The following is a 23,989-nucleotide window of genomic DNA, read 5'->3' as shown; positions in this document are numbered from 1 at the left end:
GCTTACACTAGGGGCCGCTCGCAACCGGAAATCAGTCCGGCCCGCGAGCGGCCCTTTTGCCGTCCGTACGCTGAGAACTCAAGCTGCCCAACTCCCGCCGATGAGCACGATCCACATTACGAATGGCGACGTCGCTGCCGACGCCCTGCGCGATGCCCTGCGCCGGGCCGGCCGGAGCGAGCGTGTCATCGCGCTGAAAGACGACCTCGCCGTCGGTCCGCTACGCGGCATCGATGGTGAACCGGACGTACGCGCGAACTTCTGGCAGCGCGTGTACGGTGAGTCTGAGCGCGACTTTGCACGCGAATTCGGGGAACAGGCTGCGGCGCTCGCCGCAGTTGTCAGCGACCGCTCAGCTGTCGTGGTGTGGCACGCGCAAAGTGCGGCCGATCAGCTGATGCTGCGCCGTGTCTGCTATCACCTGCGCGATGCTCCGCAGCGGCTCAACGAAGTGCGTCTGTCGATTCGCGATCTCGCGGATCCTGCCGCGTGGGCGCACCACCGCAAGGATCAGGCGACCGCGGTCGGCATGTTCGCGCCCGACATGCTCGAAGCGCGGCTTGCCTGCGCAGCGCCGGTTTCGGTGCTGCGTATCAGCCGGCTCGCGCTCGAATGGCAGGACGTGAAGCAGTCGAACGGCGAAACACGACGCTGGCGCGACAACCTGTTCTCGAACGGCACCTTTGGCGAACTCGACTCAGTCGTCCTCGGGCACGCCACGGACGACTGGCAACCGGCCGCGCGCATCGCCGCACAACTGATGACGGCTGATCTGGGCTTTCTGGTCAGCGACCGGGTCGCGCTGTGGCGCTTCCGGGAACTCGTCGCCGCTGGTCGCATCGGGCTGCGCGGCGACGCGACCGCCTGGTCGAGCCTCGAACTTTGTCTCACACGGACACCGCGTCCTGCTACTCTGTCCACCGTTTCAAGCTGATAACAAACACAAGACCATGGCCCGCACAAGAGCCCCAGACCACGACACGCAACGCGACCAGATCCTCGAACTGGCTGCCGGAAAGTTCGCGCAGACGAGTTACCCAAGCACTTCGATGGCCGATCTTGCCGCGGCAAGTGGCACATCGAAGGCGCGGCTCTATCACTACTACGAGAGCAAGGAAGCCATCCTGTTCGATCTGCTCGACCGCTACACCAAACGGCTGATGCTGATCATCGCGGAAGTCGAAGGGGCGAGCCAGCGGCGTGGCCTGAGCGAGCGCGAAACATTCGCCGAACTGATCCGGGCGTTTCTCGCGGAATACGAGACGTCGCACAGCCGGCACGTCGCACTGCTCAACGACGTGAAATATCTGGTCGACGCCCAGCGCGAGATCATCCTGAACCGCCAGCGTGACGTCGTTGCAGCGTTTTCGCGGCAGTTGACGCGCGCCTACCCGGAGCGCGCCACACGCGAAAACCAGACCGCGCTGACGATGATGGTGTTCGGCATGATCAACTGGACGTTCACATGGCTCAAGCCGGATGGCCGGATGGGCTACTCGGAGTTCGCGGAACAGGTGGTCGCCGTAGTCGACCGCGGGTTGCGGCCAGGCGAGTGAATTGCGCATCGCAGCATTCTGGATGCTGACCGATGTCATACAAATAAAGTGATTAAAATCAATATGTTATTGGATTTTACTGAGTAACATAGAGCGACTCTTCGAATCCAAGTACGGGTTTTCCCTAGTGACGAATTGGCGTTTCCGGTAGAATTCGTTTTGCGGCGCATCATGCCGCCACACGAAAAGGAGAACCGCCATGACCCAGACTACTACGCGCGCCAACCAGCCGATCGCCACAAGCGCTCGTCCGCTGTCCATCGCTGCACGCGCACCGGCTCTGGTTCGGGAACTCAACGTGATTGATCGCGAACGGCTGCTTGCGCACTTCCTCGCGCTTGACGCAGACGACCGCCTGCTGCGCTTCGGCCAGATCGTCCCGGATCACGTCATTGAGAACTACGTCCGCACGATCGACTTCAAGCGTGACACGGTCTTCGGCGTGTTTGACGCAAAGCTGCAGCTCACCGGCGTGGGCCACCTGGCCTATCTTCCGGCCGAAGGCGACAAGCGCACCGCAGAATTCGGCGTATCCGTGCTTGAGAGCGCACGCGGCGAAGGCATCGGCACGAAGCTGTTCGAGCGCGCTGCGATCCGCAGCCGCAACACGCACGTCACGATGCTGTACATGCACTGCCTGTCGCGCAATTCGACCATGATGCACATCGCCAGGAAGTCCGGCATGAAGATCGAATATGCATACGGCGAAGCCGACGCGTATCTCACGCTCAAGCCTGCCGACCAGTCGAGCATCATTGCGGAAATGCTACAGGAACAGGCCGCCGTCTTCGATTACGCACTCAAGCGCCAGGCACGCAACGCATCGAAGATCTTCGAATCGTTCATGCCAGCTGCCGAAGCCGCGTAATCCAGCAGATCAATCTGGAAAGGAGAAAGGGCGTCCCGAAGTGGACGCCCTTTCTGCATTCGGCTCACGCATCGCGCGTCGAGGCACGCGCCCGGTCAACGTACAGGCAGCGCTGTCGTTTCCTTGATCGTTTCGAGCGAGAAACTCGTTTTCACGTCGATCACCGATGGATGGTGGAGCAACTGGTCCTGCACGAAACTCGAGAAATGCGCCATGTCTTCGACCTGCACGCGCAGCAGGAAATCCATGTCGCCGGCCATCGCGTGACATGCGACCACTTCCGGCCACGTCTGCACTGCCGCGCGGAATAGATCCAGGTGCGTGGCGCCGGGGCGCACCGTCGCCGAGCTCTCGCCGCGCGCGCCCACAATCGGGCTGCCGCGCTTTTCCAGCCGCACGTTGACGTACGCCAGCAGATCCAGACCGAGGCGTTGCGCATCGAGCAGCGCCACATAACCGCGAATGACGCCGCTTTCCTCAAGCCGCCGGATGCGCCGCAAGCAGGGGCTCGGCGAAAGATTCACGCGCTCCGCGATCTCCTGATTCGATAACCGGCCGTTTTCCTGCAGGATCGCCAGAATTCGCCGGTCGATCGCATCCATCTCAATTTCAGCCATCTTCTGCCGCCTTTTTCGCCTGACGAGGCAGTAAATAGCGTCAGCGTAGCGACGCACGATTAAGTTCGCAAGTTTTCGTCGCCTTCCCGCCGATACACTGGCTCTCATTCATTCACGGGAAGACGCATTTCCCCGCGATTCAGGAGACACGCATGCAGGTTTCAACCTGGGAGAACCCCGTCGGAACGGACGGTTTCGAGTTCATCGAATACACCGCACCGGATCCGAAGGCGCTCGGCAAGCTGTTCGAGCAGATGGGCTTCACCGCCATCGCGCGGCATCGTCACAAGGACGTGACGCTGTATCGCCAGGGCGACATCAACTTCATCGTGAACGCCGAGCCGGATTCGTTCGCCCAGCGCTTTGCGCGTCTGCATGGCCCGTCGATCTGCGCGATCGCGTTTCGCGTGCAGGACGCCGCGAAGGCCTACCAGCACGCACTCGGCCTCGGCGCATGGGGCTTCGACAACAAGACCGGCCCGATGGAACTGAACATTCCAGCGATCAAGGGCATCGGCGATTCGCTGATCTATTTCGTCGACCGCTGGCGGGGCAAGAATGGCGCGGAGCCGAACAGCATCGGCGACATCAGCATTTATGACGTCGATTTTGTCCCGATCGAAGGCGCCAACCCGAACCCGAACGGCCACGGCCTGACGTACATCGATCACCTGACGCACAACGTCCATCGCGGCCGCATGCAGGAGTGGGCGGAGTTCTACGAGCGGCTCTTCAATTTCCGCGAAGTGCGTTACTTCGATATCGAAGGCAAGGTGACGGGCGTGAAATCGAAAGCGATGACGTCGCCGTGCGGCAAGATCCGTATTCCTATCAACGAGGAAGGTTCCGAGATTGCCGGCCAGATCCAGGAATATCTCGACGCCTATCACGGCGAAGGCATCCAGCACATCGCACTTGGCACCGGTGACATCTACGCGACGGTCGACGGCCTGCGCGCCTCGAAGATCGCCTTACTCGACACGATCGACACGTATTACGAACTGGTCGATCGCCGCGTGCCCTGCCACGGCGAACCACTCGATGAACTGCGCAAGCGCAAGATCCTGATCGACGGCGCACCGGACGACCTGTTGCTGCAGATCTTCACTGAAAACCAGATCGGGCCGATCTTCTTCGAGATCATTCAGCGCAAGGGAAATCAGGGCTTTGGTGAAGGCAACTTCAAGGCGCTGTTCGAATCGATCGAACTCGATCAGATTCGTCGCGGTGTGGTCCAGGACAAGGCATAACCACGGGTTTCAAGGGCTACGATGCAAAAAGGGCAAGGATCCCGTGATGGATCCTCGCCCTTCCTTGTTGATGCGGCCGCCTTGTCGATGCAACCTGCGACAACCGCGCGAGTTCAATGTCAGCCAGCCCGCGGGCCGGCAGCGATCTGGCCGGTCAGGAACGCCGGTCGGCCTGGCTGGCCTGCGAGGCCTGCGGCTGATCCGCGTCACGCGATGCGGACGCGACCTGGGCTGTGCGGCCGACTGCGGTCGCGAGGGTGCTTGCGCTGTTCGGGCGAACCGGCGCGCTCATGGCAAAGAATGCTGCCGAGACCATCATGAAGGTCTGAATGTTACGTGTAATCATGCGTACTCCTTTTTCTGACTGCCTGTCCGTCCCGAAGCTCAACCGTATGTAGAGCGTTACCAGACCTCAACAGGTGGCCTATTAGACACGTATCGGGCGGTCGGTTCCAGTGAATCGGGCCGCTTTTACAGCCTGTTACAGCACGAGATCAAACGTTACGAACGTGCTCACATCATCGTCACATTCGTGCCGCACGCAGCCGCTGCCATAGCCATCTGGACGGACTGCGGCGGGTTTGTACCAGTGCTACCATCACAAAAAAACCGTCAATATGGCGACCCTGGCCGATGCATCCACAAGATGCGGAAAGCGCAGAAGTTTTGGTGATCCCAAACTGGGTGGAGGAGTACACATAATGAATGCCCCGCTAGACGCCGGACAGCGAGCCTCGCTCGAAGCCGCGCTATCTTCCGTCACGCTCGACGACAAATACACGCTTGAACGCGGCCGCGCGTACATGAGCGGCATCCAGGCGCTGGTGCGTCTGCCGATGCTGCAGCAGGAGCGCGACAAGGCCGCCGGGCTCAACACGGCCGGCTTCATCTCCGGTTATCGCGGTTCGCCGCTTGGCGGACTCGACCTGTCGTTGTGGAAGGCGAAGCAGCATCTCGCCGGGCACCAGATCGTGTTCCAGCCAGGCGTCAACGAAGACCTCGCCGCCACCGCCGTCTGGGGCTCACAGCAGGTCAACCTGTACCCGAGCGCGAAATACGACGGCGTGTTTTCGATGTGGTACGGCAAGGGCCCGGGCGTCGACCGTACCGGCGACGTCTTCAAGCACGCGAACTCGGCTGGATCGGCGAAACACGGCGGCGTTCTCGTTCTCGCCGGCGACGACCACGCGGCGAAATCCTCCACGCTGGCTCATCAGTCTGAACACATCTTCAAGGCGTGCGGCATTCCGGTGCTGTTTCCGTCGAACGTTCAGGAATATCTCGACTTCGGTCTGCACGGCTGGGCCATGAGCCGTTATTCCGGCCTGTGGGTTGCGCTCAAGTGCGTGACCGACGTGGTCGAATCGTCGGCTTCCGTCGACATCGATCCGCACCGCACGCAGATCGTGCTGCCGACCGATTTCACGATGCCCAATGGCGGCCTGAATATCCGCTGGCCCGATCCGCCGCTCGTGCAGGAAGCGCGTCTGCTTGACTACAAGTGGTACGCAGCGCTTGCCTATGTGCGCGCCAACAAGCTGGATCGCATCGAGATCGAATCACCGCAGGCGCGCTTCGGCATCATGACGGGCGGCAAGGCGTATCTCGACGTGCGTCAGGCGCTGACCGATCTCGGTCTCGACGACGAAACCTGTTCGCGCATCGGCATCCGTCTGTACAAGGTTGGCTGCGTGTGGCCGCTCGAAGCGCAAGGCGCGCATGCGTTCGCGCGCGGGCTCGAAGAAATTCTGGTGGTCGAGGAAAAGCGGCAGATCCTCGAATACGCGATCAAGGAAGAGCTCTACAACTGGCCGGACGCACAGCGTCCGCGTGTGTACGGCAAGTTCGACGAAAAGGACGGCGCCGGCGGCGAATGGTCGGTGCCGATGGGCAACTGGCTGCTGCCTGCGCACTACGAGCTGTCGCCCGCGATCATCGCGAAGGCGATCGCCACACGGCTCGACAAGTTCGACCTGCCCTCCGACGTGCGCGCGCGAATCGCCGCCCGCATCGCCGTGATCGAGGCGAAGGAGCGCGCGCTGGCGAAGCCGCGCGTCGAGGCGGAACGCAAGCCGTGGTTCTGTTCGGGTTGTCCGCACAACACGTCGACGAACGTGCCCGAAGGTTCGCGCGCGATGGCCGGCATCGGCTGCCACTACATGACGGTGTGGATGGACCGCAGTACCAGCACGTTCAGCCAGATGGGCGGCGAAGGCGTCGCGTGGGTCGGCCAGGCGCCGTTCACGAACGACAAACATGTGTTCGCCAATCTCGGCGACGGCACGTACTTCCACTCGGGGCTGCTCGCCATTCGCGCGGCGATCGCGTCGAAGGCGAACATCACGTACAAGATCCTCTACAACGACGCAGTCGCGATGACGGGCGGCCAGCCGGTCGACGGCGTGCTGACCGTGCCGCAGATCACGCATCAGCTTGCCGCCGAAGGCGCGACGAAAATCGTCATCGTCACCGACGAGCCGGAGAAGTACGACAACGCAAAGCAGCAACTCGCGCCTGGCATCGCGATTCATCATCGCGACCGGCTCGACGCGGTGCAACGCGAACTGCGCGAAGTAAGCGGCACGTCGATCCTGATCTACGACCAGACGTGCGCGACGGAAAAGCGTCGCCGCCGCAAACGCGGCACGTATCCCGATCCGGCGAAACGCGTCGTGATCAACGAAGCCGTGTGCGAAGGCTGCGGCGACTGCTCGGTGAAGTCGAACTGTCTGTCGGTCGAGCCGCTGGAAACGGAGTACGGCACGAAGCGCCAGATCAACCAGTCGACGTGCAACAAGGACTTCTCCTGTCTGAATGGCTTCTGCCCGAGCTTCGTTTCGGTCGAAGGCGGGCAGCTGCGCAAGCCGAAGGCGGCTTCTGGCGTCGGCAGCGATGCAATGCCGCCGGTGCCGGAACCGGACGTCCCTTCCATCGGCAGGCCATATGGCGTGCTGGTGACGGGCGTCGGCGGCACGGGCGTCGTCACGATCGGCGCGCTGCTCGGCATGGCCGCGCATCTGGAGAACAAGGGCGTTACGGTGCTCGACGTCACCGGCCTCGCGCAGAAAGGCGGAGCCGTGATGAGCCACGTGCAGATCGCAAACCATCCGGCCGACATCCATGCCACGCGCATCGCGATGGGCGAAGCGAGCCTCGTGATCGGCTGCGACGCGATCGTCACAGCCAGCGACGAATGCATGTCGCGCATGCAGGCCGGCCAGACACGGGTTGTGCTGAACAGCGCGGCAACGCCAACGGCCGAGTTCATCAAGAACCCGAACTGGCGATTCCCGGGCTCGAACACGGAAGCCGATGTGCGCGCGGCAGCGGGCGATGAAGGCGTCGACGCGGTCGATGCAAATCACTTCGCGCTCGCACTACTTGGCGACGCGATCTACACGAACCCGTTCGTGCTCGGTTACGCATGGCAGCGCGGCTGGGTGCCGCTGACGTACCCCTCGCTCAAACGTGCGATCGAACTGAACGCCGTGCAGGTCGAAAGGAATCTGTCGGCGTTCGAATGGGGCCGCCGCGCGGCGCACGATCTGGCCGGCGTGCGCAAGCTCGTGAAGTCGCAGGCGCGCGGCGAGGCGGGCATGAGCGCGGGCGCTGCCGACGAACCGGCGACAGGTGGCAAGATCATCACGCTGCATACGCCGAAGGCACTCGACACGCTGATCGACAAGCGCGCAGCGTACCTCGCGGCCTACCAGAACGACGCGTACGCAATGCGCTATCGCCAGCGCGTGGCCGACGTTCGCGCGAAAGAGGCATCGCTCGATACCGGCGACGGCCAGTTCCCGCTGACCGAAGCGGTCGCGAAGAACCTGCACAAGCTGATGGCGTACAAGGACGAATACGAAGTCGCGCGGTTGTACGCCGACCCGGCATTCGTCGAGAAACTGAAGGCGAGCTTCGAGGGCGACTGGAAGCTCAATCTGTATCTCGCACCGCCAGCGTTCTCCAAGAAGGACGCGCAGGGACACCTGATCAAGAAGAAATACGGCCCGTGGGTGTTCACGGCGATGAACGTGCTCGCGAAGCTGAAGTTCCTGCGCGGCACGGCGCTCGATCCGTTTGGCAAGACGGAAGAACGTCGCACGGAACGCGAGCTGATCGGCGAATACGAGGCGCTCGTGCAGGAGCTTTGCGCGAGACTGACCGCTGAGAACAGCGCGCTGGCTGTCGAACTGGCGAGCCTGCCGGACGGCATCCGCGGCTACGGCCACGTGAAGGAGAACAACCTGAAAGGCGTGCGCGTGAAGTGGAACGATCTGCTGACCCGCTGGCGCTCGCCGGAATCGGGGAGCGCGCAGCACGCGGCATAGGCTTCTGCCGTAGCAACGCGGTGAAGTAAAACAAAAGGCGGTTGTCCTTCGCGGACAACCGCCTTTTTTCGGCCGCGCCCGCAAAGCGCATTCAACCGCGCCTCGGGTCACGTCAGTCAATCAACATCAACCCGCCGGTTTCACCCGCGCATTCGCCGAAGCCACTGCCGTCATGTTGATGATCCGGCGCACGGTCGCGGCCGGCGTCAGGACATGCACCGGCTTTTCCGCGCCGAGCAGGAACGGGCCGACCGTCACGCCTTCGCCGCCGATCATCTTCAGCAGGTTGTACGTGATGTTCGCCGCTTCCACGTTCGGCATGATCAGCAGGTTCGCTTCGCCGGAAAGCGTCGTGCCCGGGAACGCCGCCTTGCGCACGGCTTCCGAAAGCGCCGCGTCGCCGTGCATTTCACCGTCGATTTCGAGCGTCGGTGCGCGTTGTGCGATCAGCTTGCGGGCCGCCGCCATCCGCGCCGACGACGAAGACGGCGCGCTACCGAAGTTCGAGTTCGACAGCAGCGCGACCTTCGGCGTGATGCCGAACTTTTCGATCTCGCGTGCCGCCAGCATCGTCATGTCGGCAAGCTGCTCCGGCGTCGGCGTTTCGTTCACGTACGTATCGCAGATGAACAGATTGCGGCCCGGCAGCATCAACAGGTTCATCGCCGCGAAGTTCTCCACGTTCTCGGCCTTGCCGAGCACCTGCTCGATGAAGTTCAGGTGCATGTGGTACTGGCCGATCATCCCGCAGATCATGCCGTCCGCTTCGCCGAGGCGCACGAGTATCGCGCCGATCAGTGTGTTGAACTTGCGCATCGCCGCCTTCGCGACGTCGGGCGTCACGCCTTCGCGCGCGCCGAGTTCGTGGTACGCCTGCCAGCACTTCTGATAGCGCGGATCGTCTTCCGGGTCGACGATCTCGACGTCTTCGTGGCACTTCAGCTTCGAGCCCATCTTCTTCAGACGCATCTCGATCACCGACGGCCGCCCGACGAGAATCGGCTTCGCGATCTTCTCCAGCAACACGAACTGCGCGGCGCGCAATACGCGTTCGTCTTCACCTTCGGCGAACACGATGCGCGCCGGCGCCGATTTCGCCGCCGCGAACACCGGTCGCATCACCATGCCCGTGCGATACACCGTCGTGCCGAGTTCTTCGCGGTACGCGTCCATATCCTTGATCGGACGGGTCGCGACGCCCGAATCCATCGCCGCCTGCGCGACGGCCGGCGCGATCTTGATGATGAGACGCGGATCGAACGGCTTCGGAATCAGATACTCAGGGCCGAATTCGAGCGAATGGCCTTCGTACGCTTTCGCGACTTCGTCGCCCTGATCGGTTTCCTCGGCCAGTTCGGCAATCGCGCGCACGCACGCGAGCTTCATTTCCTCGGTGATCGTGGTCGCGCCGACGTCCAGCGCGCCGCGGAAGATGAACGGGAAGCACAACACGTTGTTCACCTGGTTCGGATAGTCCGAACGGCCCGTTGCGATGATGCAGTCCGGGCGAACCTTCTTCGCGTCTTCCGGACGGATTTCCGGGTCCGGGTTCGCAAGCGCGAGAATCAGCGGCTGCGTGCCCATTTCCGTCACCATTTCCGGCTTCAGCACGCCCGCGCTCGAACAACCGAGGAACACATCGGCGCCGCGAATCGCGTCGGCGAGCGTGCGGGCTTCGGTGTGCGCCGCGTAGCGCTCCTTCGAAGGATCCAGATTGCCGCGGCCTTCGTAGATCACGCCCTTCGAATCGGTGACGAGGATGTTCTTCTTCGACAAGCCGAGGTTCACGAGCAGATCCAGACACGCGATGGCCGCCGCGCCGGCACCCGAACACACCAGCTTCACTTCGTCGAGTTTCTTGCCGACCACTTTCAGGCCGTTCAGGATCGCCGCCGAAGCGATGATCGCCGTGCCGTGCTGGTCGTCGTGGAAGACCGGGATCTTCATGCGCTCGCGCAGCTTCTTCTCGATGTAGAAGCACTCCGGCGCCTTGATGTCTTCAAGGTTGATACCGCCGAGCGTGGGTTCGAGCATCGCGATGGCTTCGACGAGTTTGTCCGGATCGGACTCGTTCAACTCGATGTCGAACACATCGATACCGGCGAACTTCTTGAAGAGGCAACCCTTGCCTTCCATCACCGGCTTCGCGGCGAGCGGGCCGATGTTGCCGAGGCCGAGCACGGCCGTGCCGTTTGTAATTACACCGACGAGGTTGCCGCGCGATGTGTACTTCTGCGCATCGAGCGGTTCGTCGAAGATTGCCATGCAGGCAGCGGCGACACCCGGCGAGTACGCGAGCGAAAGATCGAGCTGGTTCGACAGCGGCTTGGTCGGCGTGACCGAAATCTTGCCGGGTTTCGGATTCTGGTGATACGCGAGAGCGCTTTGCTTAAGTTGTTCGTCCATTTTCTGACCTGCGAGACGTTAGTAATGGGCCCGGCACGCTGCATCATGAATGGCGCCTGCGCCTGTCGGATGGGTAATCGACAGCGACGGTTTTCGGGCACGCCGGTTGGGCGTGGCGTCGAACCTGGGCGTCGGGCAAGACGATGCAAAGCGTTTGGCGGGTCGATCAGTGTACACCCCGCATTCGTCATTACACGTGGGGTTTACGGCGGCAGATCCGATGTGCGGGACGGTGACTTCATGCTGCAGCGCGCCATGACAGGCGGTCGTCACACGGACGAAAACACGGGCGATACCCCGCTTATTCGAGCAACGCGCCGCGTCGCTCCGGGATAAGGAACACCGTCGCGAGAATGTCGAGCAGATAGATCGATGCAAGCAGCGCCAGCGCCGCGGCGAACGAGAATTGCGCCGCCAGTGCGCCAACCACGACGGGGCCGAAGCCGCCCACCGCGCGCCCGATATTGAAGAGCACGTTCTGGGCGGTGGCGCGCGCTTCGGTCGGATACAGCTCCGAGATCAGCGCACCGTAACCGCCGATCATGCCGTTCACGAACACGCCCATCACCGCGCCGCCGACCAGCAACGCAATCGGCGTCGTCAGATGCGCGTACACGAACACCATCACCACGGCGCCCGCCTGATAGAACAGGAACGCCGGCTTGCGGCCGAAGCGGTCCGCCGCCATGCCGAAGAGCCAGATGCCTGCGCCCATGCCGATCACCGTCGCCGCCGTCCACAAACCCGATTTCGTGAGCGAATAGCCGAACGTCTTCGAGAGGTAGCTGGGTAGCCAGATCATGAGCCCGTAGTAGCCGAAGTTCTGCACGGAACAGAGAATCGTGACGCCGATGCTGGCGCGCAGCGTGCGAGCGTCGGCAACCAGCAGCTTCAGCGGCAACCTTCGACGCGCCCCGCGTGTCGCGCGTTCGGCGTGAAGCGTGAACAGCGCCGGCTCCTCGACGCGCCTGCGCACGACAAACGATACGACCGCGGGCAGGAGGCCGACCGCGAACATGCCGCGCCAGCCAATCAACGGCAGCAGAAGCGGCGTGAGCAGCGCGGCGGCCAGCACGCCCAGTTGCCAGCCGAGGCCGACGTACGACGAGACACGCGCGCGCTGCGAAGCCGGCCACGCTTCGGCGACGAGCGTCATGCCGATGCCAAACTCGCCGCCGAGGCCGATGCCTGCGATCGTGCGATAAGCGAGCAGGTCGGCGTAGCCTTGCGCCAGCGCGCACAGGCCGGTGAACACCGCGAAGATGAGGATCGTCCACGTCAGCATGCGCACGCGGCCGAACCAGTCGCTGAGCACGCCGAAGACGATGCCGCCCACCACCGCGCCGATCAGCGTCCACGTGACGAGCGAGCCCGCCTGCGCCGACGACAGATGAAGATCGAGCGCGATCACCGGCAGCATGAAGCCGAGAATCAGCAGATCGAAGCCGTCCATCGCGTAGCCGAGCACCGATGCAACCAGCGCGCGGCCGGCATAGCCGCGGCGTTCGCGCGCACCGGGCGCGGGGGAAGCGGAGGGAGAGGGAGCGATGTTCATGGCGCCGATTGGAAAGCACTGGAAAGTCGCGTGAGTGTAAAGGCGCGACCAGGCGCTCACAACCTGGCCAAAAAGCCGACGCTCGGGGCCGTCGGGCGCCTCGCGGCCGGTGGTTGCGGCAAATCCGGCGTGCCGGGGGCTCCTCGGAATGGCCCCGATCGGGTAAAATAGCGGCCTACGCGCGTAGCAAACCGGCCGATCAACTGCCCGGTCGCGTGTTTTGCCTGCATTGGGCGCCGGGCTGTCCCTGACGCCTTGCCCACTGCGCTGCAAAACGCCGCGCTTGCTATGCCACCGGGCTCCGCGCCCGCCCTCCCCGCTGACACCCAAGGATCCGCCCATGACAGGCTTCGATCGCCAGACGATCTCCGACACGACCGCCAAGATGCTGCTCGAAGTGCAGGCCGTGCACTTCAACGCGGAAAAACCGTACATTTTCACGTCCGGCTGGGCGAGCCCGGTCTACATCGACTGCCGCAAGCTGATCTCGTACCCGCGCGTGCGCCGCGGCCTGATGGAAATGGCTGAAGCCACGATCCTGCGCGATGTCGGCTACGAGCAGATCGACGCCGTCGCCGGCGGCGAAACCGCCGGCATCCCGTTCGCGGCATGGCTGTCCGACCGCCTGATGGTGCCGATGCAGTACGTGCGCAAGAAGCCGAAGGGTTTTGGCCGTAACGCGCAGATCGAAGGCCTGCTGACCGAAGGTCAACGCGTACTGCTGGTCGAAGACCTGACCACCGACAGCCGCAGCAAGATCAACTTCATCAACGCGCTGCGCACGGCTGGCGCGCAGGTGAATCACTGCTTCGTGCTGTTCCACTACAACATCTTCAAGGAAAGCGTATCGGTGCTGAAAGACATCGATGTCGATCTGCACGCGCTTGCCACGTGGTGGGACGTGTTGCGCGTCGCCAAGCAGTCGGGCTACTTCGAAACGAAGACGCTCGATGAAGTCGAGAAATTCCTGCACGCGCCGGCCGAGTGGTCGGCAGCGCACGGCGGCGCGACAGCTTCGCCGCAGTAAGTGCTATTTCGCGTGGCCGGAGCGTCATCCGGCTGATGTAAAAAAACCGCCTGTCCGAAATGCCAGGCGGTTTTATGCGCAATAGATGCTGAGCCTGATCACACGCCGCGCTTCAGCCGCCCTCGCCCGGCGTGTAAGACGAGAGGTTCAACAAGCCGTTGCTCTGCGCATACTGAAACAGCTCCGAATCACGTTCGAGACCGAGCTTGCGCATCGCCGTATTTTTTTGCGTGCTGATGGTCTTGATGCTGCGGCTCAGTTGCTCGGAGATTTCCTTGATCGTCATACCGGACACGAAGAGGCGCACCACTTCGAGTTCGCGCCGCGACAGGATCACTTCGCTCGTCTTGCCGCCCGCATTCATGCGCAATGTATCAAGCGACGCGCGCACGGAAGGGCTCATGTATTCCATCTTGCGGCTCACATGCTGCACGGCGAGCCCGATGTGGCTCAGATCGTCGGATTTGTTGACGACCGATTCGACACCGAGATCGCTCAGACGCTTGAGCAGCGCGGCATTCTCGAGCATCGTCAGCACCACGATGCCGAGCTTCGGAAAATTGCGACGCAGGTAGCTGATCAGCGGCAGGCCGTCGCCGTACTGGCCGCCCGGCATCGCGAGATCGGTCACCAGCACGTCGCAGGGAATGGTCTGGAGAATGTGGATGAGTTCGGTGGACTGCTTTGCTCGTGCCACGACCTCGATGCCGGCGAACTTCAGCAACGCGTTCTCGGCACCGAACAGAATGACCGGATGGTCGTCGGCCACCACGACCCTGATGTTCTCCTGCATGCACGCCCTCGACGAAAGCTAAACGACGGTCTGCCTGTCATTTAACGTATTCTGGATTTGTTAGTCTTGCTTGCGGTTCTGGCCACATCACAATTCATCCGAATATAGCCGATTTCCTTGAGGGCCGACCCGCCCGGGAAAGCGAATCGCCGCAAACCCACACCTCGATGAACCGGAATCGACGCGCCGGCGCAAAATAGGGACAATAATCCTCGTGACGGTGTCTGCGTCACGACCCTGACAGCAACCATCTTGCATGGGTCCGGAGTAACGCGCTAAAGCGCGACCTCCGGTCGACAGGAGAACCGGTACATGCGTTCGCGTTGCCTCGTGGTATCGCCTGCTTCGCTCCGTTTTCATCTGCCTTCCCTCGCGCTGGCGATATCCAGCCTGGCGCTCGTCGCCGCTCAGGGTCCGCGCGCGCTCGCGCAGGGGACGTTCGGACTCTCCAGCACAAGTTTTCACGCCGGCGGCCCTGTCGACGTCGCGCAGGTCTTCGACCAGGACGACTGCAAGGGCGGCAACCGTTCGCCGCAACTGTCATGGCACGACGCGCCGGCCGGCACGCGCAGCTTCGCGGTCAGCATCGTCGATCCCGACGCGCCCGGGCGCGGCTGGTGGCACTGGGCGGTGGCAGGCATTCCACCGGGCGTCGACGGGCTGCCGGAAAACGCGAGCGCGTCCGGGTATCTCCAGAAACTCGGCGCCGTCGAGGCGCGCAACGACTTCGATACCGATGGCTACGGCGGCCCGTGTCCGCCCGCCGGCAAGCCGCATCATTACGTGGTCACGGTGTACGCGCTCAATACGGCAAATCTGCGCGTGGCGCAGGGGCGGCCCGCGCTGATGTTCGAGCACGAGATCGGCACCGCGACGCTCGGCTCGGCTCGAATGGTCGTGACGTACGGCCGCTGACGCGCAGCGGGCGGACCGCCGGCGCAGCACGTCGCGCGCAGACATGATGCAATGCGATAACTGGCACCCGCGCCGCCGGGTGCCCACGCTTCGCTCAACCTGCTCCGGAGATCGCTCATGTCGAAAATCGTCATCGTGTATCACAGCGGCTACGGCCATACGAAGAAGGTCGCCGAAGCCGTCCTCGCCGGCACGCTGGACGCTGGTGCGGACGCCAAACTGATCGCCGTGGGCGATCTCGATGAAGCGGCCTGGGCTGAACTCGACGCCGCCGACGGCATCATCTTCGGCGCGCCCACCTACATGGGCGGCGCGTCCGCCGACTTCAAGAAATTCGCCGACGCCAGCTCGAAGCCATGGATCACGCAAAGCTGGAAGGACAAGATTGCCGCCGGCTTCACGAACTCCGCATCGATGAACGGCGACAAGTTCTCGACGATCCAGTACTTCATTTCGCTCGCGATGCAGCACGGCATGATCTGGACAGGCATGGGTATCCTGCCGTCGAACACGAAGGCGGCGACGCGCAACGACCTGAACTACGTCGGCGGTTATGCGGGGCTGCTGACGCAGTCGCCAGCGGACGCGTCACCCGAAGAAGCCCCGCCGCAAGGCGATCTCGACACGGCAAAGGCGTTCGGCGCACGCGTGGCGGCCGTCACGGCGCGCTGGAGCGCGAGCCGCCCGGGCTAGTCTTACGGGGACGACGCCGTGAGATCGTCCAGCGGCATAACACCTGCAATTCGCCACATCCTGCCGTCAATTCCCCCGCGATCCGCCTGCAACGCCTTGCATCTGACGTTGAACATCGTCATTTCAACGTCATTTTCGTGGCGCACCGTCTTTTTTCGCCGACGCTTTCGCACGCGCGCCGCCATACGGTCTTAAAATGGCGTTCCGGCGCCGCATGGCGTCCACGCATTCCAGCACCCGCAAGCCAGTGAGATCGAGATGAGCACAAAAGTTTTTGTCGACGGACAGGAAGGCACCACCGGCCTGAAGATTTTTGAATACCTGTCGCAGCGCGACGATGTCGAAATCCTGCGTATCGAGGAAGCAAAGCGCAAGGATCTCGACGAGCGCCGTCGTCTCATCAACGCTTCGGACGTGACGTTCCTGTGCCTGCCGGACGTGGCCTCGCGCGAATCGGCTTCGCTCGTCGAAAACGACCGCACCGTGCTGATCGACGCAAGCACCGCGTTTCGCACCAGCGCCGACTGGGCCTACGGCCTGCCGGAACTGGCCCGCGCGCAACGCGAGCGCCTGCGTACGGCAAAGCGCATCGCCGTGCCGGGCTGTCACGCATCCGCGTTCGTGCTGGCCATGCGTCCGCTCGTCGAAGGCGGGCTCGTCACACCGGACTTCGCGGCGCACAGTTACTCGATCACCGGCTACAGCGGCGGTGGCAAGAAAATGATCGCGGATTACGAAGCCGCCGGCGACGCGAAACTCACGAGCCCGCGCCCGTATGCGCTCGGTCTCACGCACAAGCATCTGCCGGAAATGGCGGCGCACACGGGGCTGAAGTCGGCGCCGGTATTCACGCCGATCGTCGGCAACTTCTACAAGGGTCTGGCGGTGACGACGTACTTCTCGCCGTCGCAACTCGCGCGCAAGGCCACGCCGCAGGACGTGCAGGCGCTCTTCGCCGAATACTATGCAGGTGAAGCGTTCGTGCACGTCGCGCCCTTCAACGCCGACGACAACCTGGACAGCGGTTTCTTCGACGTGCAGGCAAACAACGACACCAACCGCGTCGATCTGTTCGTGTTCGGCAGCGAAGAGCGTTTCGTCACCGTGGCACGCCTCGACAACCTCGGCAAAGGTGCTTCAGGCGCGGCGATCCAGTGCATGAACCTGGCAATTGGCGCTGGCGAGGAAACTGGCCTTAAACGCTGATCCCTCGCGTCGTGGGCAGAACTGCTCGCGAGACTTATACAGGCAAAAAAAAGGTTCATCGCGGATTACCGGGGAAGGCTGCGCGGATCTTGAGGAAGAAATACTCCTCATCCCGGTAGCCGTAAGCCCGGCGCTTGATGACTTTGATCGTGTTGTTGATACCCTCGACGATGCTGGTGTTGAGCGGATGCCGGCAGCGCGCCAGGATGCCATGCCAGTAGTTCTGCAACCGCTCAGCGAACAGTTTCAGGGCAGCAATCCCGCTTTGCTGAGCCTGTCGGCACCATTGTTCCCAGGCCTTCTGCGCCCAGGCCGGTTTCCGGTAGAACCACAACTGTTTGAGTTCGTCGCGTAACAGGTAGACGCACAGCAACGACTGGTTGGCCTCCAGCAGTTCGTCCAGATGGATCGACTGCTCGGGGCGTAGGTTCTGCCGGTTACGCAGTAGCAGCCAGCGGCTTGATTTCAATACCTTTCGAGCAGGCCGGTCATGCCGCAGTTGATTGGCCTGATCAACCCGGACCCGATCAATTACCTCGCGCCCATACTTGGCCACGACGTGGAACAGGTCATACACGATCTCGGCTTGCGGGCAGTGCGCCTGGATTTCCAGTTCGTAGGCCGTTGTCATGTCAATCGCCACGGCCTGGATGCCTTCGGCTACGTCGGCAGGAAGCTGTTCAAAGAAGGCTCGGGCTGTCTCGCGCGAGCGGCCTGCGCCAATCCACGGCACCTGGCGGCTGAGCGGCTCGACCACAACCGTTGCGTAACGATGGCCTTTGTGGAGCGCAAACTCATCCATGGCCAGATAGCGCACCCGGGTCCAGTCCGGATCGGCAACCCGCGCCTGCAAACCTGCCTTGTCGATCGATTTGACCGTATGCCAGTTCAAGCCGTAGAACGCCGCCACCGCCTGCACACTGGCTGACTGCAGCAGCTTCTCGCAGGCCTTTGCAAACCGTTCCGTCACTCGTTGATAGCGGCCCAGCCAGTCCAGCCGTTCCAGCCGGGGACCGCCGCAGTGTGCGCACCAGACCCGTCGGCGCGGCACATGTAGTACGACCCGGTACTCGAACAGCGGCAGATCCCGTACTCGACGCTCTGTCGTCTCGTGAACCTGCTGGCAGCGTCTGCCGCACTGCTCGCAGACCATCACCTTGCTGACCGGCTTCAGATACAGCGACAGCGTTTGACTCCCATCTTGCGGCCATTCCACTCGTTCAAGCCGGTAGCCCGTCCAGCACCCCAGCGCCTGCAGCGCTTTGCGATCTAGCACCTCGCCCTCCAACGCCCGTTCCTATTGGCGTCAGATTACCAGGTGCGCCCAAACGCTCCACGGTTTTACGCGATGAACCAAAAAAAAGCCCGCCAACTGGGGCGGGCTGAATCCATATCAGAGGAGACATGGAGGAGACAGGAGTAACTATAGCAAACCGTTTGGTGCAACGCAACATACGCGCTAGAGGAATCACTCAAGGTTGCGTACCGGCAACACGAAACGCGCCGCTCAGGCGTCGATCATCGAGAGAATGAAGCGAAGCTGGTCCACGCCGACAGGCTTCACCAGATGCACGTCGTAGCCTGCTGCGATCAGCGCGTCCCCGTCCGACGAGCGGCCCCAGCCGGTGAGCGCTATGAGCAACATGGTGTGGCCAGGATTGCGGGCGCGCAGCACGGCGGTCACGCCGTGCCGGTCCATGCCGGGCATTGCATGGTCGACGATCACCACATTGGGCTGGAAATCCCGCGCTGCCTGCAACAGTTCGTCGCGGGAGCGGGTCGACGCCGTCTCGTAGCCCATGCCCTCAAGCAGATTGGCAAGACAGGTCAGGGCGTCGTCATCGTGATCGGCAAGCAGGATACGGCCACACATGGCTGTCTCCAGACGGAATCTGTTTTATCGACGTATAGCGGTATCGCGGGTACCACGGCGTGTGCGGACTGCAAGCAGTGACGAGGGTCGTACGCACGCCTCGTGCCCACTATGTGGTACGCGAAAACGAGATTCCCACAGTAACAGCAAGGTCTATGTGCTTTGATCCGCATAACCTTGCGTAAATTTCATTTTTTTGCGGATCGGCGGATTTATTGCGCGCCGCACAAAAAGTCACCTCCCGCGGGCGGGCGGGCGCACCAGTAGTCCTCCGGAATGCGCAGGCGTTAAAAAAGCCGGGGATCCCCCGGCGTTTTTCGACAGGTTGCAACCATTCGGCTCCCGCTCAGTGCCGCACCAGCGCCATCATCGCGCCGAAGCCGACAAACACGCCGCCCGTCAACCGGTTAAACGCCCGTGCGACGTTGCGGCTCTTCAACTTCGCGCCGATGCGCGTGCCGAAACCCGCGTAGACGAGATACCAGCTCACCTCGATTACCGCAAAGGTCGCAACGAGCACGCCAAACTGAGGCAGCGTCGGACGGCTCGCGTCGATGAACTGCGGCAGCAGCGCGGCTGCAAACAGGATCGCCTTCGGATTGCTGCTCGCGACAAGGAAGCCATTGCGAAACATCGACCACGCGGAGCGCGGCCGGTCCGCCCTGCCATCGGGCGCATCGCCGTCGACATTCGCGGCTGCGGTTTCGTCGACGGGCGCGCGCCACGCCTTGATACCGAGCCAGACGAGATACGTCGCGCCGATCAGCCTCAACGCGTTGAACATTGCCGGCCACGCTTCGAGAAACACGCCGAGGCCGGCTGCGGACACAGACAGCATCAGCACCAGCGCCGACAGGCAACCTGCCATCGTGGCGCCCGAACGACGCAGTCCGTGCCGCGCGCCATGCGTCATGACGAGAAGCATGTTCGGACCGGGAATGGCCGAAATGACAAAAACGGTGGCGGCAAACAGCCACCAGGTGTGCAGACTCATAACCGACGCCGGGGTAAAAAACTGAAAGGATCGCCATTATGCCCGTGCGTGCGCACCGCGGCGCAACCGCGGCTCGACGTTAGCCATCCGGACAGGCCCAGCGCAACGCCGGCCGAAAGCGGATCTCATCGCCCGGCGCGGCGCGCCGAGACCTGACCCAGCACCGCGAAATCCATTTCGCCTTCGCCATGCGCGACCGCGTCGAGCAGGCTGTCGCGCACGACGCTCGCGATCGGCAGCGCCGTGGAAATTGTGTCGGCGGCTGCCAGCGCAAGCCGCACGTCCTTCAATCCGAGACGCGCCTTGAAGAGCGCCGGCTCATAGCGCTGCTCGGCGATCATCTTTCCGTAGCCCTGATAGACCGGGCCCGGGAACACGCTGTTCGTGATCACGTCGAGGAAATCCTGCATCGCGACGCCGTGGCCGGTGAGGAGCGTCGACGCTTCGCCGAGTGTTTCCACGGCCGAGGCCAGCATGAAATTCACCGCCAGCTTCATCACGTTTGCCTGCTGCGGCAGCGAACCGATGCGCCACGTCTTCTGGCCGATCGCATCGAACACCGGCTGCACGAGATCGATCGCTTCGGCGGGACCGGCGGCGACGATCGTCAGCTTGCCCGCCGCGGCGACGTCCGGCCGGCCAAGCACGGGCGCCGCGACGTAGTTCAGGCCGCGCTGCGCATGCGCGTGCGCAAGCAATTCGGCGAGCGCGACGGAAATCGTCGACATATTGACGTGGATCAGGCCGCGCGGCGCGTCTTCCAGCAACTGGCTGTCGATGACGTCACGCAGGGCGGCGTCATCGGCGAGCATGGAGAATACCGCGTCGCCCGCAAAGGCTTCTGCCGGCGTGGCGACGATCTGGGCGCCTGCGGCGGCCAGCGTCTGCGCGCGTTCCGGCGAGCGGTTCCACACGCGCACGGTATGCCCGGCTTTCAGAATATTGACAACCATCACGGCACCCATCTCGCCGAGACCGATAAATCCGATGTCCATTCTGGACCTCCTCCTTCGAACGAAACGGAAGTAGACCACACCCGCGTGACACATGCATCCGCGCGTGACCGGCGACGCAGTGCCATACTGGCGAAATGGTCACGGCGACATTCCGGTTTTATGAGGAGCTGAACGACTTCATCGCCCGTCCGTTGCGGCGGCGTTCGTTCAGTTGCGCGTGCGCGCGCGGCGCCACCGCGAAGCACATGATCGAGGCGATCGGCGTGCCGCACACCGAAGTCGAACTGATTCTGGTGAACGGCGAATCGGTGGGTTTCCAGCATCCGCTCGCCGATGGCGATCGCGTCGCCGTCTATCCAAAGTTCGAAGCGTTCGACATCCAGCCACTCCTGCGTGTGCGCGAACGGCCGCTGCGAACGATGCGTTTTGTCGCCGATGCGCATCTGGGCGGTCTCGCGCAACTGTTGCGTCTGGCAGGCTTCGACACGCTGTACGACAACCACTATCCCGACGAAGACATCGAAGCCATCGCTGCGAGCGATCACCGCATCGTACTCACGCGCGACCGGGAATTGCTGAAGCGCCGCACCATCACGCACGGTTGTTATGTGCGCGCGCTAAAGCCGAAAATCCAGCTTCGCGAGATTTTCGACCGGCTCGATCTCGCAGGCAGCGCGCAGCCGTTTCGCCTTTGCCTTGCCTGCAACGCGCCGCTGCGGCGCATCGCGAAAGAGGACGTGGCAGAACGTGCTCCACCGGGCGTACTGGAGCGGCATATGCACTTCGTCACCTGCGACGTGTGTCAGCGCGTGTTCTGGGAAGGCACTCACTGGCAGCGCATGCGCGCGCTGATGGACAGCCTCGCGGCCGAGCGCGACGACACGGCCGGCATGTCGCCCGCCGGTGCGGAGAACCCGACGTAGCCCGCGATAAAACGGTCGCCTTCAGGCCGGTGCCGATGGCACCTCGCGCGCGGTGCGTACAATGCGGGATTATTCACCTTCACTTATTCCGCAGGGGCATCTGGCATGGCAATGAAAAAATTCGACCTTGAGAAGAACAAGGCGCTCAAGCTGGCCAACGATCTGAAGCGGTCGACGGCTGGGCGCTTTGGCGGTACCGCGACGCAGGCGGCGCCCGATCGTCGCGCGCAACGCAAGCTCGATCAGGAGCTGGGGCTGGTGCCGTTCGCGTGCAAGCTGAACGCCGATCTCGTCGCGCAACTGAAGGAACGCGCGGCGGCGCACCCCGAAGGCATGACCGGCGTCCTGACCGAAGTGCTGCAACGCGGCCTCGCCAGCGACGCGAAATAAGCCTCCCGGCGGGCATCACCGCCAGCGCGCTTCAGTCACGGCAAACGCCGCAACCGGCGCCAACGCACAAAAAAAAGCCAGGGCAAAACCCTGGCTTTTTTTCGCTGGCGGAACGGGTCGCGAGACCCGGACTGCGCGAACGGGAAAACCTTACTGCGGTGCGCCCTTGTCGTTCGTGCCGGCAGCCGATGCGGCTTCCGAAACGTGAGCCTTCTTGCCGTGCGTCTTCAGTTGCTTGTGCTTCGGCTTGGCTGCGCTGGCAGCGGCCGGTGCGGACGCATCCTGAGCAAAAGCCTGGAACGACACGAGTGCGAACGAAGCTGCGACGAGCGAGGCGATGATCTTCTTCATAATGTTTTTTTCCCCAAACCTGGACGACTTGATCAATGTGAATGAATAAGTACGACATGGTGAAGCGTCACCCGGTAACGGCGTCGCCAGGCGGCTCCCCGCGGGGAGTATCACTTAGCGTAGGCAGTTTGTCATCTCATAAAAGCGACTATGTATTTTCCGGGAGACACGTTTCTTTCTTCCAGACTTCACGTGTTTTTACGCGGTTCTAACGGTGTTTTTTCGATCGCCAGACAGGCCGCATTTGTCCGGATGAACCCCGCGTCATCCAGCCAGTTTCGGACCGTTCTGCACGGACGCGTATCATGTGCGCTCCGAAATCCGCACGCACTTCTGTTGTGAACGCAAACAGTCGCAAACATCTTCGCGCGAACCTGCTGATGCTGGTCGCCGCCCTGATCTGGGGTTCAGCCTTTGTCGCACAGCGGCTCAGTCTCGACGCGATCGGCCCCTTCCTCTTCACGGGCCTGCGCTTTCTGCTGGGCGCGGCCGTCGTGTTCGGCCTGTTGATGTACCTGCGGCACGTGCGTCCGGGCGGCGCGCCGGTCACCACAACACAGGCGGTTTCGCGTGAACTGCTGGCATCAGGTGCATTGCTCGGACTGCTGCTTGCAGTTGCGATTTCGATGCAGCAGATTGGACTGCAGTATACGAAGGTCGCAAACGCTGGATTTATCAGCTCGCTCTATGTCGTCATCGTGCCGCTGATGGGCGTGTTCGCGCGTCACGAGACGGCACTCGGCACGTGGCTGGGCGCGCTCCTCGCCGCCATCGGCATGTATTTTCTGAGCGTCAGCGAGCACTTTACGATTCTCTATGGCGACGGGTACCAGCTCGCCGGCGCGTTCGTGATCGCGGCGCAGGTAATGCTCGTCGGACGGTTCGCGCGCCGCCACGATCCGCTCATGCTCGCGCTCGTGCAGTTCGTCACGTGCGGCATCGTATGTCTCGCAGTCGGTCTCGCCTTCGAACCACTCACGCTCGCCGATCTCGTACGCGCCGCACCGACAATTCTTTACGGTGGCGGCCTTTCGGTCGGCGTCGCGTACACCATTCAGGTGGTCGCGCAGAAAGACGCCGCCCCCGCGCACGCCGCCGTGATCTTCAGCATGGAAGGCGTGTTCGCCGCGTTCGCGGGCTGGCTGGTGCTCGGTGAAACGTTGCCCGGACGCGCGCTCTTCGGCTGCGTGCTGATGCTCGCGGGGCTGATCGTGTGTCAGGTGATGCCGGCGTGGGAAAACCGGCGGCAGGCTGCAGGGTCGTCGATCGGACAGGGTTGAAGGAGACG

At 62.7% G+C, this 23,989-nt stretch carries 22 protein-coding genes; 12 read left to right on the top strand and 10 right to left on the bottom strand.

Annotated features, from left to right (window positions below; genetic code table 11):
* Window positions 1-100: 100 nt before the first annotated feature.
* The 3 genes from LPA36_RS19985 to LPA36_RS19975 all read left to right on the top strand — a co-directional run bounded on the left by LPA36_RS19985 (window position 101) and on the right by LPA36_RS19975 (window position 2,424).
* Window positions 101-934, top strand: a complete 834-nt coding sequence (locus LPA36_RS19985; RefSeq protein ID WP_228880440.1) for a DUF1835 domain-containing protein — start codon at window positions 101-103, stop codon at window positions 932-934.
* Between the two features lie 16 nt (window positions 935-950).
* Complete coding sequence (locus LPA36_RS19980) at window positions 951-1,556, top strand: TetR/AcrR family transcriptional regulator (protein WP_228880438.1); 606 nt, start codon at window positions 951-953, stop codon at window positions 1,554-1,556.
* Window positions 1,557-1,755: 199 nt separating this feature from the next.
* Complete coding sequence (locus LPA36_RS19975; RefSeq protein ID WP_228880435.1) at window positions 1,756-2,424, top strand: GNAT family N-acetyltransferase; 669 nt, start codon at window positions 1,756-1,758, stop codon at window positions 2,422-2,424.
* 95 nt (window positions 2,425-2,519) lie between these two features.
* Here LPA36_RS19975 and LPA36_RS19970 read toward each other — a convergent pair whose 3' ends face one another.
* Window positions 2,520-3,041: an Lrp/AsnC family transcriptional regulator gene (locus tag LPA36_RS19970; RefSeq protein ID WP_228880433.1), complete on the bottom strand. Its 522-nt coding sequence runs from the start codon at window positions 3,039-3,041 to the stop codon at window positions 2,520-2,522.
* A gap of 152 nt (window positions 3,042-3,193) precedes the next feature.
* Between LPA36_RS19970 and hppD the strand changes: the two genes are divergently transcribed.
* Window positions 3,194-4,291 (top strand): 4-hydroxyphenylpyruvate dioxygenase, encoded by a 1,098-nt coding sequence (gene hppD / locus LPA36_RS19965; RefSeq protein WP_228880428.1) that lies wholly within the window; start codon window positions 3,194-3,196, stop codon window positions 4,289-4,291.
* Between the two features lie 154 nt (window positions 4,292-4,445).
* Here the strand turns inward: hppD and LPA36_RS19960 are convergent, their stop codons facing one another.
* Window positions 4,446-4,637, bottom strand: a complete 192-nt coding sequence (locus tag LPA36_RS19960; protein ID WP_228880425.1) for a hypothetical protein — start codon at window positions 4,635-4,637, stop codon at window positions 4,446-4,448.
* A 355-nt stretch (window positions 4,638-4,992) separates the two neighbouring features.
* Here LPA36_RS19960 and LPA36_RS19955 point away from each other — a divergent pair, with 355 nt between their 5' ends.
* A complete protein-coding gene (locus tag LPA36_RS19955) occupies window positions 4,993-8,619 on the top strand; it encodes an indolepyruvate ferredoxin oxidoreductase family protein (protein ID WP_228880417.1) in 3,627 nt (1,208 codons plus the stop codon).
* A 126-nt stretch (window positions 8,620-8,745) separates the two neighbouring features.
* On the opposite strand, the gene LPA36_RS19950 is transcribed toward LPA36_RS19955, so the two are convergent.
* Window positions 8,746-11,025: an NADP-dependent malic enzyme gene (locus tag LPA36_RS19950; RefSeq protein WP_228880415.1), complete on the bottom strand. Its 2,280-nt coding sequence runs from the start codon at window positions 11,023-11,025 to the stop codon at window positions 8,746-8,748.
* 301 nt (window positions 11,026-11,326) lie between these two features.
* On the bottom strand, window positions 11,327-12,580 hold the full coding sequence (locus LPA36_RS19945) for an MFS transporter (RefSeq protein WP_228880412.1): 1,254 nt from the start codon (window positions 12,578-12,580) through the stop codon (window positions 11,327-11,329).
* 340 nt (window positions 12,581-12,920) lie between these two features.
* Between LPA36_RS19945 and LPA36_RS19940 the strand changes: the two genes are divergently transcribed.
* Window positions 12,921-13,607 (top strand): orotate phosphoribosyltransferase, encoded by a 687-nt coding sequence (locus LPA36_RS19940; RefSeq protein ID WP_090535260.1) that lies wholly within the window; start codon window positions 12,921-12,923, stop codon window positions 13,605-13,607.
* A 112-nt stretch (window positions 13,608-13,719) separates the two neighbouring features.
* Here the strand turns inward: LPA36_RS19940 and LPA36_RS19935 are convergent, their stop codons facing one another.
* A complete protein-coding gene (locus LPA36_RS19935; RefSeq protein ID WP_228880410.1) occupies window positions 13,720-14,400 on the bottom strand; it encodes a response regulator in 681 nt (226 codons plus the stop codon).
* A gap of 312 nt (window positions 14,401-14,712) precedes the next feature.
* On the opposite strand from LPA36_RS19935, the gene LPA36_RS19930 reads away from it, so the two are divergent.
* The 3 genes from LPA36_RS19930 to argC all read left to right on the top strand — a co-directional run bounded on the left by LPA36_RS19930 (window position 14,713) and on the right by argC (window position 17,214).
* On the top strand, window positions 14,713-15,315 hold the full coding sequence (locus tag LPA36_RS19930) for a YbhB/YbcL family Raf kinase inhibitor-like protein (RefSeq protein WP_228880409.1): 603 nt from the start codon (window positions 14,713-14,715) through the stop codon (window positions 15,313-15,315).
* Between the two features lie 117 nt (window positions 15,316-15,432).
* A complete protein-coding gene (locus LPA36_RS19925) occupies window positions 15,433-16,008 on the top strand; it encodes a flavodoxin family protein (RefSeq protein ID WP_228880407.1) in 576 nt (191 codons plus the stop codon).
* Window positions 16,009-16,266: 258 nt separating this feature from the next.
* The gene (gene argC, locus LPA36_RS19920) at window positions 16,267-17,214 is read left to right on the top strand and encodes an N-acetyl-gamma-glutamyl-phosphate reductase (protein ID WP_228880405.1); all 948 of its coding nucleotides are present in this window, start codon (window positions 16,267-16,269) and stop codon (window positions 17,212-17,214) included.
* A gap of 55 nt (window positions 17,215-17,269) precedes the next feature.
* Here the strand turns inward: argC and LPA36_RS19915 are convergent, their stop codons facing one another.
* From LPA36_RS19915 to LPA36_RS19900, 4 genes are all read right to left on the bottom strand, one after another.
* Window positions 17,270-18,490 carry an ISL3 family transposase gene (locus LPA36_RS19915; protein WP_228880403.1) on the bottom strand — a complete coding sequence of 407 codons (1,221 nt, stop codon included), beginning with the start codon at window positions 18,488-18,490 and terminating at the stop codon, window positions 17,270-17,272.
* 231 nt (window positions 18,491-18,721) lie between these two features.
* A complete protein-coding gene (locus LPA36_RS19910) occupies window positions 18,722-19,087 on the bottom strand; it encodes a response regulator (RefSeq protein ID WP_228880400.1) in 366 nt (121 codons plus the stop codon).
* Window positions 19,088-19,433: 346 nt separating this feature from the next.
* Entirely contained in the window at window positions 19,434-20,081 is a 648-nt protein-coding gene (locus tag LPA36_RS19905; protein ID WP_228880398.1) for a LysE family translocator, read from the bottom strand.
* A gap of 125 nt (window positions 20,082-20,206) precedes the next feature.
* Entirely contained in the window at window positions 20,207-21,130 is a 924-nt protein-coding gene (locus LPA36_RS19900; protein ID WP_267478592.1) for an NAD(P)-dependent oxidoreductase, read from the bottom strand.
* Window positions 21,131-21,171: 41 nt separating this feature from the next.
* On the opposite strand from LPA36_RS19900, the gene LPA36_RS19895 reads away from it, so the two are divergent.
* Both LPA36_RS19895 and LPA36_RS19890 read left to right on the top strand, forming a co-directional pair.
* Window positions 21,172-21,960 carry a Mut7-C ubiquitin/RNAse domain-containing protein gene (locus tag LPA36_RS19895; protein ID WP_228880393.1) on the top strand — a complete coding sequence of 263 codons (789 nt, stop codon included), beginning with the start codon at window positions 21,172-21,174 and terminating at the stop codon, window positions 21,958-21,960.
* Between the two features lie 105 nt (window positions 21,961-22,065).
* Complete coding sequence (locus LPA36_RS19890; RefSeq protein ID WP_228880389.1) at window positions 22,066-22,350, top strand: hypothetical protein; 285 nt, start codon at window positions 22,066-22,068, stop codon at window positions 22,348-22,350.
* A 150-nt stretch (window positions 22,351-22,500) separates the two neighbouring features.
* On the opposite strand, the gene LPA36_RS19885 is transcribed toward LPA36_RS19890, so the two are convergent.
* On the bottom strand, window positions 22,501-22,701 hold the full coding sequence (locus LPA36_RS19885; RefSeq protein WP_228880388.1) for a hypothetical protein: 201 nt from the start codon (window positions 22,699-22,701) through the stop codon (window positions 22,501-22,503).
* A 380-nt stretch (window positions 22,702-23,081) separates the two neighbouring features.
* Between LPA36_RS19885 and LPA36_RS19880 the strand changes: the two genes are divergently transcribed.
* Entirely contained in the window at window positions 23,082-23,981 is a 900-nt protein-coding gene (locus LPA36_RS19880) for a DMT family transporter (RefSeq protein ID WP_407674309.1), read from the top strand.
* Window positions 23,982-23,989: the final 8 nt, after the last annotated feature.

Origin of the sequence: Paraburkholderia saeva, assembly GCF_907164555.1 — a bacterium.
Taxonomy (GTDB): domain Bacteria; phylum Pseudomonadota; class Gammaproteobacteria; order Burkholderiales; family Burkholderiaceae; genus Paraburkholderia; species Paraburkholderia saeva.
Note: the sequence above shows the minus strand (reverse complement) of the source record. Positions and strands in the feature narration are given on the sequence as shown.

Coding starts and splice junctions, on each gene's coding strand:
- LPA36_RS19985 (WP_228880440.1), top strand. CDS start 101: ATGAGCACGATCCACATTACGAATGGCGACGTCGCTGCCGACGCCCTG.
- LPA36_RS19980 (WP_228880438.1), top strand. CDS start 951: ATGGCCCGCACAAGAGCCCCAGACCACGACACGCAACGCGACCAGATC.
- LPA36_RS19975 (WP_228880435.1), top strand. CDS start 1,756: ATGACCCAGACTACTACGCGCGCCAACCAGCCGATCGCCACAAGCGCT.
- LPA36_RS19970 (WP_228880433.1), bottom strand. CDS start 3,041: ATGGCTGAAATTGAGATGGATGCGATCGACCGGCGAATTCTGGCGATC.
- hppD (WP_228880428.1), top strand. CDS start 3,194: ATGCAGGTTTCAACCTGGGAGAACCCCGTCGGAACGGACGGTTTCGAG.
- LPA36_RS19960 (WP_228880425.1), bottom strand. CDS start 4,637: ATGATTACACGTAACATTCAGACCTTCATGATGGTCTCGGCAGCATTC.
- LPA36_RS19955 (WP_228880417.1), top strand. CDS start 4,993: ATGAATGCCCCGCTAGACGCCGGACAGCGAGCCTCGCTCGAAGCCGCG.
- LPA36_RS19950 (WP_228880415.1), bottom strand. CDS start 11,025: ATGGACGAACAACTTAAGCAAAGCGCTCTCGCGTATCACCAGAATCCG.
- LPA36_RS19945 (WP_228880412.1), bottom strand. CDS start 12,580: ATGAACATCGCTCCCTCTCCCTCCGCTTCCCCCGCGCCCGGTGCGCGC.
- LPA36_RS19940 (WP_090535260.1), top strand. CDS start 12,921: ATGACAGGCTTCGATCGCCAGACGATCTCCGACACGACCGCCAAGATG.
- LPA36_RS19935 (WP_228880410.1), bottom strand. CDS start 14,400: ATGCAGGAGAACATCAGGGTCGTGGTGGCCGACGACCATCCGGTCATT.
- LPA36_RS19930 (WP_228880409.1), top strand. CDS start 14,713: ATGCGTTCGCGTTGCCTCGTGGTATCGCCTGCTTCGCTCCGTTTTCAT.
- LPA36_RS19925 (WP_228880407.1), top strand. CDS start 15,433: ATGTCGAAAATCGTCATCGTGTATCACAGCGGCTACGGCCATACGAAG.
- argC (WP_228880405.1), top strand. CDS start 16,267: ATGAGCACAAAAGTTTTTGTCGACGGACAGGAAGGCACCACCGGCCTG.
- LPA36_RS19910 (WP_228880400.1), bottom strand. CDS start 19,087: ATGTGTGGCCGTATCCTGCTTGCCGATCACGATGACGACGCCCTGACC.
- LPA36_RS19905 (WP_228880398.1), bottom strand. CDS start 20,081: ATGAGTCTGCACACCTGGTGGCTGTTTGCCGCCACCGTTTTTGTCATT.
- LPA36_RS19900 (WP_267478592.1), bottom strand. CDS start 21,130: ATGTGTCACGCGGGTGTGGTCTACTTCCGTTTCGTTCGAAGGAGGAGG.
- LPA36_RS19895 (WP_228880393.1), top strand. CDS start 21,172: ATGGTCACGGCGACATTCCGGTTTTATGAGGAGCTGAACGACTTCATC.
- LPA36_RS19890 (WP_228880389.1), top strand. CDS start 22,066: ATGGCAATGAAAAAATTCGACCTTGAGAAGAACAAGGCGCTCAAGCTG.
- LPA36_RS19885 (WP_228880388.1), bottom strand. CDS start 22,701: ATGAAGAAGATCATCGCCTCGCTCGTCGCAGCTTCGTTCGCACTCGTG.
- LPA36_RS19880 (WP_407674309.1), top strand. CDS start 23,082: ATGCTGGTCGCCGCCCTGATCTGGGGTTCAGCCTTTGTCGCACAGCGG.